This is a genomic window from Microbacterium aerolatum (assembly GCF_007988825.1).
GTDB lineage: Bacteria > Actinomycetota > Actinomycetes > Actinomycetales > Microbacteriaceae > Microbacterium > Microbacterium aerolatum.
In genome coordinates this window covers 41,021-53,222 of the sequence record NZ_BJUW01000014.1, presented here as the reverse complement: position 1 = coordinate 53,222, position 12,202 = coordinate 41,021, and the positions used below count along the sequence as shown (strand labels likewise).

Annotated in this window: 15 protein-coding genes; 10 read left to right on the top strand and 5 right to left on the bottom strand. The window is 70.5% G+C overall.

Annotation, left to right across the window (positions count from 1 at the left end; genetic code table 11):
- Positions 1-46 precede the first annotated feature (46 nt).
- Genes imuA' through MAE01_RS13490 form a run of 4 tightly spaced genes read left to right on the top strand, consistent with a single transcriptional unit; the run spans position 47 to position 6,560 of the window.
- A complete protein-coding gene (gene imuA' / locus MAE01_RS13505) occupies positions 47-835 on the top strand; it encodes a DnaE2-dependent mutagenesis accessory factor ImuA' (protein ID WP_186806248.1) in 789 nt (262 codons plus the stop codon).
- Positions 832-2,358: a DNA polymerase Y family protein gene (locus MAE01_RS13500; protein WP_147040206.1), complete on the top strand. Its 1,527-nt coding sequence runs from the start codon at positions 832-834 to the stop codon at positions 2,356-2,358. The genes imuA' and MAE01_RS13500 overlap by 4 nt, the downstream gene beginning before the upstream one ends.
- On the top strand, positions 2,358-5,747 hold the full coding sequence (locus MAE01_RS13495) for an error-prone DNA polymerase (RefSeq protein WP_147040204.1): 3,390 nt from the start codon (positions 2,358-2,360) through the stop codon (positions 5,745-5,747). The genes MAE01_RS13500 and MAE01_RS13495 overlap by 1 nt, the downstream gene beginning before the upstream one ends.
- A 21-nt stretch (positions 5,748-5,768) precedes the next feature.
- Positions 5,769-6,560 (top strand): alpha/beta fold hydrolase, encoded by a 792-nt coding sequence (locus MAE01_RS13490; RefSeq protein ID WP_147040202.1) that lies wholly within the window; start codon positions 5,769-5,771, stop codon positions 6,558-6,560.
- An 18-nt stretch (positions 6,561-6,578) separates the two neighbouring features.
- On the opposite strand, the gene MAE01_RS13485 is transcribed toward MAE01_RS13490, so the two are convergent.
- Positions 6,579-6,956, bottom strand: a complete 378-nt coding sequence (locus tag MAE01_RS13485; protein WP_147040200.1) for a hypothetical protein — start codon at positions 6,954-6,956, stop codon at positions 6,579-6,581.
- Positions 6,957-7,027: 71 nt separating this feature from the next.
- Here MAE01_RS13485 and MAE01_RS13480 point away from each other — a divergent pair, with 71 nt between their 5' ends.
- Both MAE01_RS13480 and MAE01_RS13475 read left to right on the top strand, forming a co-directional pair.
- The gene (locus MAE01_RS13480; protein WP_147040198.1) at positions 7,028-7,972 is read left to right on the top strand and encodes a methyltransferase family protein; all 945 of its coding nucleotides are present in this window, start codon (positions 7,028-7,030) and stop codon (positions 7,970-7,972) included.
- A gap of 42 nt (positions 7,973-8,014) precedes the next feature.
- Positions 8,015-8,677 (top strand): DedA family protein, encoded by a 663-nt coding sequence (locus MAE01_RS13475; RefSeq protein ID WP_147040196.1) that lies wholly within the window; start codon positions 8,015-8,017, stop codon positions 8,675-8,677.
- A gap of 6 nt (positions 8,678-8,683) precedes the next feature.
- Here MAE01_RS13475 and MAE01_RS13470 read toward each other — a convergent pair whose 3' ends face one another.
- The gene (locus MAE01_RS13470) at positions 8,684-9,139 is read right to left on the bottom strand and encodes a DUF1801 domain-containing protein (RefSeq protein ID WP_147040194.1); all 456 of its coding nucleotides are present in this window, start codon (positions 9,137-9,139) and stop codon (positions 8,684-8,686) included.
- Positions 9,140-9,268: 129 nt separating this feature from the next.
- Between MAE01_RS13470 and MAE01_RS13465 the strand changes: the two genes are divergently transcribed.
- From MAE01_RS13465 to MAE01_RS13450, 4 genes are read left to right on the top strand one after another with little or no spacing between them, the layout of a single operon-like run.
- A complete protein-coding gene (locus MAE01_RS13465; RefSeq protein ID WP_147040192.1) occupies positions 9,269-9,700 on the top strand; it encodes a helix-turn-helix transcriptional regulator in 432 nt (143 codons plus the stop codon).
- A 10-nt stretch (positions 9,701-9,710) separates the two neighbouring features.
- Positions 9,711-10,115 carry a VOC family protein gene (locus MAE01_RS13460; protein ID WP_147040191.1) on the top strand — a complete coding sequence of 135 codons (405 nt, stop codon included), beginning with the start codon at positions 9,711-9,713 and terminating at the stop codon, positions 10,113-10,115.
- 33 nt (positions 10,116-10,148) lie between these two features.
- Positions 10,149-10,847 carry an NADPH-dependent F420 reductase gene (locus MAE01_RS13455; RefSeq protein WP_222591684.1) on the top strand — a complete coding sequence of 233 codons (699 nt, stop codon included), beginning with the start codon at positions 10,149-10,151 and terminating at the stop codon, positions 10,845-10,847.
- Positions 10,847-11,068 carry a KTSC domain-containing protein gene (locus MAE01_RS13450; protein WP_229718158.1) on the top strand — a complete coding sequence of 74 codons (222 nt, stop codon included), beginning with the start codon at positions 10,847-10,849 and terminating at the stop codon, positions 11,066-11,068. Before MAE01_RS13455 ends, MAE01_RS13450 begins: the two co-directional genes overlap by 1 nt.
- Here the strand turns inward: MAE01_RS13450 and MAE01_RS13445 are convergent.
- From MAE01_RS13445 to MAE01_RS13435, 3 genes are read right to left on the bottom strand one after another with little or no spacing between them, the layout of a single operon-like run.
- Positions 11,044-11,562 (bottom strand): GAF domain-containing protein, encoded by a 519-nt coding sequence (locus MAE01_RS13445; protein ID WP_147040189.1) that lies wholly within the window; start codon positions 11,560-11,562, stop codon positions 11,044-11,046. The genes MAE01_RS13450 and MAE01_RS13445 overlap by 25 nt on opposite strands.
- The gene (locus MAE01_RS13440) at positions 11,562-11,774 is read right to left on the bottom strand and encodes a hypothetical protein (protein ID WP_147040186.1); all 213 of its coding nucleotides are present in this window, start codon (positions 11,772-11,774) and stop codon (positions 11,562-11,564) included. The genes MAE01_RS13445 and MAE01_RS13440 overlap by 1 nt, the downstream gene beginning before the upstream one ends.
- A gap of 19 nt (positions 11,775-11,793) precedes the next feature.
- Positions 11,794-12,123: a sugar ABC transporter ATPase gene (locus tag MAE01_RS13435; RefSeq protein ID WP_147040184.1), complete on the bottom strand. Its 330-nt coding sequence runs from the start codon at positions 12,121-12,123 to the stop codon at positions 11,794-11,796.
- Between the last annotated feature and the right edge of the window lie 79 nt (positions 12,124-12,202).

The window sequence follows — 12,202 nt, the reverse complement described above, 5'->3', positions numbered from 1 at the left end:
CTGAGGACAGCTTGCTTTATTCGTAGATACATTCGAGGATGGATGCATGGGCACAGCACTTTCCGCCCCCTCGGCTCTCCCTCGCGAGAGCGTCGCCTCCCGCGCGCAGGAGGTTCATCGCCTGCGCAGCGAGATCTCCCGCATGCAGCGGCGACGCAGCGACGTGCCCTTCCTCCCGCTCGATCCGGCACTGGAGGGGCTGCTGCCCGACCCCGGTCTGCGCGTCGGATCGTCGTATTCGATCTCGCCGTCCCCGAGTCTGCTCGGCGCCCTGCTCGCCGCGCCGTCGCAGAAGGGGTCATGGTGCGCGATCATCGGCATGCCGACGATCGGCGTCGAGGCGATGAGCGATCTCGGCGTCGAGCTGGAGCGCCTCATCCTCGTGCCCGACCCCGGCCCGCGCTGGCTCACCGTCGCGACGGCACTCTCCGAGGTGATCCCGATCATCGCCGTGCATCCGCGCAGTCGCGTCTCGGATGCCGACATCACCCGGTTGAACGCGCGCCTGCGCGATCGCGGCTGCACGCTGCTGGTCACCGCTCCCTGGCCGCAGAGCGAGGCGACGATCCGCGTCGAGGAGACCGAGTGGCACGGCCTAGGCTCGGGGTGGGGGCTGCTCTCCGATCGCACCGTGACGCTGCGGGCCTCGGGGCGGCGCTTCGAGTCGGGTCGGCGGGTGCGCGTGCAGATGCCGACCGCGCTCGGCCGTGTGGGAGACGCACCCGCTCCCCTGCAGCCGGTGAAACCGCTGCCGGTGACGACGACCGTGACCACGACAGTGGCGACGCCGCTGACGGTGATGCCGGTGCCCGATCGCTGGGCGGCGGCAGGATGAGCGCACCTCCCCGTCACCTCGTGCTGTGGCTGCCGGACTGGCCGGTGCGCGCGGCACTCGGCGCGCCCCCAGGAGACGAGCCCGTCGCCGTCGTGCAGGCGAACACCGTCATCGCCTGCTCTGCATCCGCCAGGGCGCAGGGAGTGCGGCGCGGTCAACGTCGCCGGCTCGCGCAGACCAGTTCCCCCGGCCTGCGGATCCTTCCCGCCGATCCGCTTCAGGAGCAGCGGATGTTCCTGCCGGTGCTGCGCCTGCTCGAAGAGCTGGTGCCGGGGGTGCAGCCTCTGCGTCCGGGGCTGATCGCGCTGCGGGCCCGTGGCGCCGCCCGCTACTACGGCGGCGAGGAGCAGGCAGCGCAGCATCTCATCGACGCGCTCGCCGAGCACACCCATCCCGGTTCCCGTGCCGGCGTCGCCGACGGGCTGTTCACCGCCGAGCAGGCGGCGCGTCTGGCCGATCCGGTGCGCGTGGTCTCTGCCGGCGGTTCGCGTGATTTCCTCGCGCCGCTTCCCGTGCAGGTGCTGGCCGATGAGCAGATCACGACGCTGCTGACGAAGCTCGGCGTGCGCACCCTGGCCGATTTCGCCGCGCTCGAGGTCGGTCACGTCCGCGACCGGCTCGGCGAGCGGGGCGTACGACTGCACGATCTGGCCGCCGGGGCCGATTCGCGGCCGCTGACGCCGCAGAAGCCCGAGCCGCAGCTCGCGCGGGAGATCGTGTTCGACAGTCCCCTGGCGCAGGCCGAGCAAGTCGCCTTCGCCGTGCGCCAGACCGCGGATGCCGTCACCGCGGGTCTCGCCGAGCTCTCCCAGGTGTGCACCGAGGTGCGCATAGATCTCACCGACGACGACGGCGGCGTCTCGTCGCGGGTCTGGATGCATCCGACCTCGTTCGAGGCGAGCGACCTGGTCGACCGGGTGCGGTGGCAGCTCGAGGGAATGGCGAGCGCGTTCGCCGAGACCGAGCGGGTCGGCGCCGGCATCCTCGAGGTGCGGATCACCCCGACGCGCGTCGACGACAGCGCGCATCATCAGCCGGGGCTGTTCGGGCAGGGCCCCGAGCAGCGCCTGCACCATGCGGTGTCCCGCGTCCAGGCGCTGCTCGGGCATCGCGGCGTGGTCACCCCGCAGGTCACGGGAGGGCGCCGGCTCGCCGAACGGCAGCTGTTCCAGCCCTGGGGCGACAAGACCCCGCACGAGCGCGACGCGGCCTCCCCCTGGCCGGGGAGCCTTCCGCCCCCGCATCCCTCCGAGGTGTTCGTCCCGCCGGTTCCCGCCAGGGTGATGACCGCAGACGGCACCGCCCCGACCGTGGACGAGCGCGGTGCGCTGTCCGCGCCCCCCGCCGTGATCGAGGACGCGCCCGTGCTCAGCTGGGCGGGCCCCTGGCCGCTGCGGGAGCGGGCGTGGGATGCCGACCGTTCCCGCACTGCGCAGCGGTTCCAGATCGTCGACGAGTCCCAGCGCGCGTGGCTGGTGCTCTGGGAAGACGGCGCCTGGTGGGCCGAGGGGAGGTATCGCTGATGGGCTGGCACAACCCGGCGATGCCCTGGAAAGAGCTCGAGCGCACCCTCAGCGGGCGCCCGGCCCCCGAACCGCCGCCGACCAGACCCGACCCGGGGCCGATCAGCAAGCGCCGGGCGGCGTCTCCCCCGCTGATCATCCCTCCCGAGCACGCCGTCCCCTATGCCGAACTGCACGCGCACACCTCGTACTCCTTCCTCGACGGCGCCTCCGCGCCGGAGGAGCTGATCGCCGAGGCCGCCAGGCTCGGGCTCACAGCCCTCGCGATCACCGATCACGACGGGTTCTACGGCGCCGCCCGGTTCGCCGAGACCGCGGATCTCATGGGCTCTCCGCTGCAGACCGTCTTCGGCGCCGAGCTGTCGCTGGACCTGCCCGCACCGCAGGGCGGCGTGCCCGACCCGGTCGGCGAGCATCTGCTCGTGCTCGCCCGCGGCATGGACGGCTATCACCGGCTCTCCGGCGCGATCACCAGAGCGCAGCTGCGCGGAGGCGAGAAGGGGCGCCCGGTCTACGACATCGACGACCTCGCGGCGAGCGCAGACGGACAGTGGACGATCCTCACCGGCTGCCGCAAGGGCGGGGTCCGGCAGGGACTGGCCAGAGGGGATGCCGCCACCCCGCTGCGACGCCTGGTCGACCTGTTCGGGCACGACAGCGTGGCCGTCGAGCTGTTCGACCACGGCGACCCGCAGGACTCCCGCCGCAACGACGCCCTCGCCGATCTCGCGGCATCCCATCGGCTCCCCGTCGTGGCGACCAACAACGTGCACTACTCGGCGCCTCGGCGGGCAGGCCTGGCCGAGGCGGTCGCCGCGGTGCGCGCGGTGCGCAGCATGGACGACCTCGACGGCTGGCTGCCATCGCACGGGTCGGCGCATCTGCGCAGCGGGGCCGAGATGACCGAACGGTTCCGCCGCTACCCCGGCGCGATCTCGCACGGGCTCGTCATCGCCGAGGAGTCGGCGTTCGAGCTGCGCCGCGCCCGCCCCGCCCTGCCCAGCCAGAAGGTCTCTGACGGCCACACGCCGATGACCTGGCTGCGGCACCTGGTGTGGGAGGCGGCCCCCGCCCGGTATCCCCGTCTCGACGATGCCGGACGGGCCCGGATCGAGCGCGAGCTGAACGTGATCGACGAGAAGGACTTCCCGGGCTATTTCCTCATCGTGCACGGCATCGTGACCGAGGCGAAGCGCCGCGGCATCCTCTGTCAGGGCCGGGGGTCGGCGGCGGCGAGCGCGGTCTGCTACCTGCTGGGCATCACCGCCGTCGACCCGATCCTCTACGGTCTGCCGTTCGAGCGGTTCCTCGCCAGCACCCGCGAGGAAGAGCCCGACATCGACGTGGACTTCGACTCGGGGCGGCGCGAGGAGATCATCCAGTGGGTCTACGAGCAGTACGGGCGGGAGTGCGCGGCGCAGGTGGCGAACGTCATCCAGTACCGCCCGAAGAACGCCGTGCGCGACATGGCGAGGGCGCTGGGCTACTCTCCCGGCCAGCAGGATGCCTGGTCGCGCCAGGTCGACGGCTGGGGCGCCGATCTGATGCCCGCAGACGGCCATGACATCCCCGAGACGGTGCTGGAGTACGCCGGCGAGGTGCTGAAGGCGCCCCGGCATCTCGGCATCCATTCCGGCGGCATGGTGCTCACCGCGCGCCCGGTCGGCGAGGTGGTGCCCGTCGAGCACGCCCGCATGGACAATCGCACCGTCATCCAATGGGACAAGGACGACGCGGCGTGGATGGGCCTGGTGAAGTTCGACCTGCTGGGGCTCGGCATGCTCGCCGCCCTCCAGAACTGCTTCGATCTCGTCGACGCGTCGACCGGCGAGAGATGGATGCTGGAGACGATCCCCAAGGAGGAGGAAGCGGTCTACGACATGCTGTGCCGGGCCGATTCGATCGGGGTGTTCCAGGTGGAATCGCGTGCGCAGATCGGTCTGCTCCCCCGGCTGCAGCCGCGGCGGTTCTACGATCTCGCCATCCAGATCGCGCTCATCCGCCCCGGCCCCATCCAGGGCGGCGCCGTGCACCCGTTCGTGCGGCGCAAGATGGGCATGGACGAGGTGACCTACCCGCATCCGAAGCTGAAATCGGTGCTGGAGCGCACGAAGGGCATCCCGGTGTTCCAGGAGCAGCTCATCCAGATGGCGACGACGATCGGCGACTGCACCGCCGATGAGGCCGACACGCTGCGGCGGGCGATGGGCTCCAAGCGCGGGCTGGAGAGGATCGACAGCATCCGCGAGAAGCTGTACGCCGGCATGGCGCGCAACGGTCTGTCGGTCGAGCAGTCCGATCGCATCTACGAGCAGATCCAGGCGTTCTCGCACTTCGGGTTCGCCGAATCGCACTCGCTGTCGTTCGCGCTGCTGGTCTACGCCAGCTCATGGCTGAAACTGCACTATCCGGCCGCGTTCCTCGCCGGGCTCCTGAACGCGCAGCCGATGGGGTTCTACTCCGCATCCACGCTCACCTCCGACGCCCGCCGGCACGGCGTGCAGGTGCGCCGACCCGATCTGCACGCCTCCGCCGCGGCTGCGGCGCTCGAGCCGCTCGAGGAGGGCGGCAGCCCCGCCGGCCCCACCGGGCTCGCATCCTGCGCCGTGTACGAGCAGCCGACACCGGGCGAGTTCGACCGGGATGCGCCGGACGAGTCGGCGGCGCATCGCCGCGACGGCGCGTTCGCCGTGCGGCTCGGGATCGGCAGCGTCCGCGGCATCGGCATGCCGATGGCCGAGCGCATCGTCGCGGAGCGAGAGGCGCACGGCCCGTACCGGGACCAGCATGACCTGGTGCGCCGCACGGATGCCACCGCCGCCCAGCTGGAGGCGCTGGCATCGGCCGGCGCCTTCGAATGCCTCGGGCTGAGCAGACGCGAGGCGGTCTGGCTCGCGGGCGCCGCCGCAGAGGATCGCGCCCGATATCTGCCCGGCACGACCGTGTCGGTGCAGCCGCCGCTGTTCACCGATCAGAGCAGTTACGAACTGCTGTCCTCAGATCTGTCGAGCACCGGCGTCTCGGTCGACGACCATCCGATGACGCACTTCCGCGCGGCGCTGGACGACCGCGGCGTGCTCACCGCCGCACAGCTGCGCGATCACGAGGTCGGCAGGCGCATCGAGGTGGCGGGGCTCGTCACCCACCGGCAGCGGCCGGCGACCGCGGCCGGGGTCACGTTCCTCAACCTCGAGGACGAGCACGGTCTGGTCAACGTGGTCTGCTCGACCGGGGTCTGGGACCGCTACCGCCGCATCGCCAGGGAATCCCCCGCGCTGATCGTGCGCGGCATGCTGGAGCGTTCGCCCGAGGGCGTGATCAACGTGCTCGCCGATGCCTTCCAGGATCTGCGCACCGGGATCGAGCATCGCTCTCGCGACTTCCGCTGACCGCCCGATAGGTTCGGTGGCATGGTGCATCTGCCTGAGACGCTCGACCGCCCCGGTGCCACGCTGCGCTATCAGGACACCGGTGGCCTCGGCGACGCCGTCGTGTTCACGCACGGAGCAGGCGTGGATCACACGATGTTCGACGCCCAGTTCGCCGCCGCCCGTGACGCCGGCTTCCGCGCTGTCAGCTGGGATCTGCGCGGACACGGCGCCTCGGACCTCCACCACGGCGTCCGCTTCCGCAGCGAAGACGCTCTGGACGACCTCGCAGCGCTGATCGATCACCTGGGGCTCCGCCGACCCGCCCTCGTCGGTCACTCCCTCGGCGGAAACCTCGTACAGGAGCTCGCCCGCCGGGAGCACGCACTGGCCGGTCGCCTGATCGTGGTCGATTCGACCTGGAACGCGGGCCCTCTGACGCGCATGGAGAGGTTCTGGCTGCGGCTCGCGGCGCCGTCGCTGGCAATGATTCCCGCCTCCCGGCTGCCGAAGCTGATGGCGACCGCATCTGCGACGACACCCGATGTCATCGAGTACGCCCGCCGCTGCTTCGCCCGGATGCCGAAACCAGTGTTCCTCGACGTCTGGCGCGCGACCGCCGAGCTGGTCGATCCGGAGCCCGGCTACCGTTCACCCGTTCCGCTGACACTCATCCGCGGGGCGGCGGATCGCACCGGCAACATCGCGACGGCCATGCCGCGCTGGGCTGCGGCCGAGGGCATCGAGGAGCACGTGATCCCCGATGCCGGCCACATCGCGCCGATGGACGCGCCGGATGCGGTCACAGAGGTGATCCTCGCCGCACTGCGCTGACCCCGAAGGCACGACACCTCACCAGAAGCGCGGCTCCTCCGGCTCCGGCGTGCGGTCGGCGCCGCCCCAGCGGAGCGCCTCTTCCGTGACGGCGGATGCCGCGGCATCCGCTCCGCGCAGCGCGATGTCGGCTTCGGCAGCTCCCGGGCCCACGGGATCCACCAGCAGCGTCGTGCTGACGCCCGCCCTGCTGGGAGTGAGGGTGCACTCCAGAACCCGGCCGATCCACGCCGCCGACCCGGGCGTCGCGGCGGCGTGCTGATACCGGATCCGCGTCTCCAGATCCGTCACACCGATGACCACGCGCTCGCCGCTGTCGTCCACGCGCTCGACCACCTCGACGCGATGCCCGTGCGGGATCGGAGCCGGCACCGCGATCACGATCGTCCTGTCCATGGCTACAGCCTACGAAGCGGGGCGGCAGAGGCAAGAGCATCCGCGCTTTCACGGCCTCGTAGAATCGCCACATGCCGTCCTCGCCGCTGCTGCCTCCCGACGCGCGGCTGGGACGCCTCTACTTCGCCGCCCAGGCCATCGCGGGTGCGGCCTGGTGGATCGGCGTGGCGATGTCCGACACGGTTCGCGAGCTGACCCTCGGACAGCTCGATCCGGTGCTGGTCGCCGCGTTCGACATCCCGCTCTTCGTGATCGTCTCGGTGCTGGTCGCGGTCGGAGTGCGCACCGCGGTCTGGGTCGTGGTGCCGTGGACCGCGGTGGTGACGGCTGGTATGGCACTGTACGCGACGATGACGGGGCTCGCCGGCTGGGGCGTGCTGCTCATGATCGCCGCCACCGTCGGCAGTGCGGCGGCCGGACTCCTCGTGTGGCTCGGGCGCCTGCCCACCGAGTGGATCCTGTTCGGGCCGTTCGCGTTCCGGCTCGCGCCGCCGTCGTCGACTGCCGCTCACATCATCCGCACGACGGCGCAGATCGTCGTCTTCTGGGGCCTGTTCCTGGCGGCGATCCCCGCGATCATCGCCGTGCTCGAACATCGCTGGAACCTGCATCTCCCGCTGCCCACGGCCGTGCGCTGGGGCGGCCTCATTCTGCTCGTGGCGGCGAGCGCGCTCGGGATCTGGGCGGCGAACGCCATGTCGACGCGCGGTGAGGGCACGCCGCTGCCCTCCGCGACGGCACGCCGCCTGGTGATCGCCGGCCCGTACCTGTTCGTGCGCAATCCGATGGCTCTGGCCGGGATCGCGCAGGGCGTCGCGGTGGGGCTCATGGCGAGTTCGTGGCTGGTCGTGGTCTACGCGCTGTGCGGGTCGCTGGTGTGGAACTGGATCATCCGCCCGCTCGAGGAGGCCGACCTCACAGAGCGCTTCGGCGCTCCATACCTCGCGTACGTGCACGCCGTGCGGTGCTGGATGCCGCAGCTGCGGCCGTTCCGCGCCGAGGTGAACATCCGGTGACTCTGCGCTGATCCTCAGGTGCGCTCTCCTACGCTGGAAGCCATGGATGCCGGAGCCGAGAACCTCAACGCCATCGCCGCGTGGGCCGTCTCTCTCATGGAGACCCTCGGCGGCTTCGGCGCCGGCGTCGCCATCGCGCTGGAGAACCTCTTCCCTCCGCTGCCGAGTGAGATCATCCTGCCGCTGGCCGGATTCACCGCCGCGCAGGGAACGCTGGGCCTGGTCGAGGTGCTGATCTGGACCACCGTCGGCTCGGTCGTCGGCGCGCTCGCGCTGTACGGCATCGGCGCATGGCTCGGCCGACGCCGCATGTACGCGATCGTCGAGCGGATGCCGCTGCTGAAGACCGAAGACGTCGAACGCACCGAGGCCTGGTTCGAGAAGCACGGGTCGAAGGCGGTGTTCTTCGGCCGGATGATCCCCATCTTCCGCAGTCTCATCTCGATCCCGGCGGGCATCGAGCGGATGCCGCTGCTGCGCTTCACGCTGCTGACCACGGCCGGCAGCGCCATCTGGAACACGATCTTCGTGCTCGCCGGCTTCTACCTCGGCGCGAACTGGCACATCGTCGAGGACTACGCCGGCATCTTCCAGAAGATCGTGATCGCGGTCGTGATCATCGCGGTCGTCGCCTGGATCATCATCCGCGTGCGGCAGATGCGCCGCAATAAGGCTGCTGTCGACGAGACCGTCAGCGTCGACTGACCTGCCCTACTCCCCTGCGCCGGCCGCGCGTCGCACGACCTCGGTCAGCTGCTCCCAGGCCTTCTCGGTCGGGTCGATGAGCGCGTACGACGTCGGCCAGAAGCCGCTCGGCCCGTCGAGTGCCGCCTGCGCGCTCACCCCGAACGTCGAGTAGCGCTCCTTGTCCATCTGGCCGCTGCGGAAGAACACCACGACCTTGCCGCCGCGCGCGTAGCCGGGCTGGCCGTAGTAGAGCTTGGGCGCGAGCCCCGGCGCGACCGAGGCCACTATCTGGTGCAGGCGCTCCGCCATCTCACGGTCTCCGTCGGGCATCTGCGCGATCTTGGCGAGCAGCTCCGCCTCCTCGGCTGCGGCCTTCTCGGCGCCCTTCGCGCGCTTGGCGTCTGCCTTGAGTTCGGCCGCGCGCTCCTTCATCGCCCTGCGCTCCTCGGCGGAGAACCCGCCGGCATCCTGCTTCGTCATGGTGCTGCCTCCTCGATCGGGGTGGTGTGCCGTCCACGCTACGTCGCGGCCCGCCGCGGCTCTTCTCGATTCCTGACGGATTCGGCATCCGGCATCCCCCGCCGGCGACGCGCCTGCCAGGATGTACGCATGGCGGAAGCGAACGATCGGGCCGACATCACGGTCATGCGCCGCGTGCGCGACCGGATCGACCGCGAGTTCGCGCATCCGCTGAACGTCGAGGACCTGGCGCGCGGCGTGCACATGTCAGCCGGGCACCTGAGCCGCGAGTTCCGGCGCATCTACGGCGAGCCGCCGTACGCCTACCTGATGACCCGGCGGATCGAGCGTGCGATGACGCTGCTGCGCCGCGGCGACCTCAGCGTCACCGAGATCTGCTTCGCCGTCGGATTCTCGTCGCTCGGTACCTTCAGCACACGGTTCTCCGAGCTCGTCGGGGTATCGCCGAGCACCTACCGCGATGATCCGTCCCGCTCGGTCGAGGGCATCCCGCCGTGTCTGGCCAAGCAGGTGACCAGACCGGTCAGGAATCGAGAAGCGCAGCCGGCGGCATCCGCCTAGCGTTGCCTGCATGAACATCAGCATCCACAACGCGTTCCTGCCTCACACCGACGCCGATGCGGCGCTCGGCTTCTATCGTGATCTGTTCGGTTTCGAGGTTCGCAAGGACGTCGGCTACGAGAACATGCGCTGGATCACGGTCGGTCCGGCCGGCGACTCGACCTCGATCGTGCTGCATCCGCCGGCGGTCGACCCCGGCATCACGGACGAGGAGCGCGAGACGATCATGAACCTGATCGCCAAGGGCGTCTACACCGCGATCACTCTCGCGAGCGACGACCTGGACGGGCTGTTCGAGCGTCTCGAGGCGGGCGGCGCCGACATCGTGCAGGAGCCGACGGATCAGGACTACGGCGTGCGCGACTGCGCGTTCCGCGACCCGGCCGGGAACCTCATCCGCGTGAACCAGCGCTGAGCCGCGCCGGCGCTCCGGTCATACGATGGCCGGGTGGACACTCCGCGCACGATCCAGACTCTCGGCATCCTCGGCGCCGGGCGACTCGGCACCGTGCTCGCCCGGCTCGCGGCGGAGGCGGGGCTGCGCGTGCTGGTCGCCCGGTCGGGTGCACCGGCGGTGATCGCGCCGGCCATGGCCGCCGTCGGCGCGACGGCGGCCGACACCGCGACGGTCATCTCCGAATCGGATGCCGTCGTCCTGGCTCTCCCGCTCGGGCGATACCGGACGCTGCCCGCCGATGCCCTGCGCGGTTCACTGGTGATCGATGCCATGAACTACTGGTGGGCGTCCGACGGCATCCGCGATGATCTCAGCGATCCGCGCACCTCGACGAGCGAACTCGTGCAGGCCCATCTCGACGGCGCGCGGGTCGTGAAGGCGCTGAGCCACATGGGCTACCGGGATCTCGAGGACGAGGCGCGGCCTGCCGGATCGCCCGGACGCAAGGCGATCGCGATCGCCGGAGATTCTGCTGCGGACGTCGCCGCGGTGTCGGCGCTCGTCGACCTGCTGGGGTTCGATCCGGTGCACGCCGGTCCGCTCGCGGCCGGGATCATGCTGGAGCCGGGTGCCGAGGCGTTCGGCGCCGATGTCGACGCCGAACGGTTGCGCGAGATGCTCGATGGGTTCTGGACCTCGCAGCGGGGCATCATCGTGGCGCGTGCGCGAGAAGGCGCGGCGAGTCGCTGATGGCCGGGTTGCGGCGCGTCGAGGTCGAATCGTCGGCTGTGAGGTCCGTGGGGTACGACGACCAGTTCGCGGTGCTGGAGATCGAGTTCGTCAGCGGCGATGTGTACCGCTATCACGCGGTGCCGCACGCGATCCATCGCGCGCTGATGGATGCCGAGAGCAAGGGGAGGTTCTTCGTCGAGCAGATCCGCGACGTCTACCCGACCGCCCGGGTGAGCTGAACCGGCGCATCCGGCTCGTAACGATCCCACACTCCAGAGGTGCCCTGCGCGTCGGCCGCGCGAATCCGCTGCCAGTTGCGTCCGCCGCGCGCGAAGGATGCGTGCACGGAGGATGGTGCCTGACCCCACGGGATCGGGGTGGGAATCCAGTCACAGGGCCGCACATGGACGAGATCGACAGCCCAGGCTCCTGGGCCGGCGTCGTAGCTCCACGGGTTGCCGATCCGGCCCAACCAGAGGAACTCGTAGACGTCGCGGGTCCAGACGAAGGAGCCCTCCGGCGCGTCGGCGAACCGTTCTAGGCGGCGCGCGAAGCGTTCACCGTACGCTGCGTCGGTCTGGGACAGTGCGTCGGTGAGCGACGCCGGAGGGGCATCGAGGCGCCCTCCGACGCCGCACACGCCGTGTTCGAGCGCCCTGTCTACGGCGACGCCGACAGGCACGTTGTCGTCGCGCGATCGCATCGGCGCACGGAAAACGGCGTGGTCGCTCATTATTCGTCCTCGTCGGGGACTTCCATCGACTGGTCCTGCGCATCGGCCGGGTCGGACTCGATGCCCGAGCCGTCGGGCAGGTGCTCCCCGACGGACTGCTCCGGATCGATCGGGTCGTCCTGTGCAGGGCGCTGCTGCTCCTGCACGTCGGCGGCGTCGGCATCCATGGGTGACGCGGCGGCCTGCCCGCCGGCGTCCGATTCCATCATCATGATGCGTCTCCTCTCGCGATCAGAGATCTTCAGGGGCGAGGTCGCCCTGTCCGTCCTCGCCGAGCTCTGCGCTCACGGGTTCGTCGCCCTGTGTCTCGGGCTGGGCGCCGAATCCGGGCAGATCCTCGGCGGGGATCTCGTCGTCCGGGTCGGGGATCTCATCAGGGTCGCGTCCGGTTGCGGTCGCACCGTCGAGCTCGCCGCCTTCGTCGACGGCTTGCGTGCGCTCCCACTCCGCCTGCGCCGGGTCGGCGGCGGGATCGGCGGTGGTGGTGGCGTCCTCGTCTCGGAGCGGCTGCATCGGCTCGTCCTCGCCGGCCGCGGACACAGCGTCGGGTGTCGATTCCATGATTCCTCCTCGTGGATTCTCGAGGCGGACGCTCCGCCCTCACGGACAGTGTTCTCGATACGGCAATGCATCGGTGAGG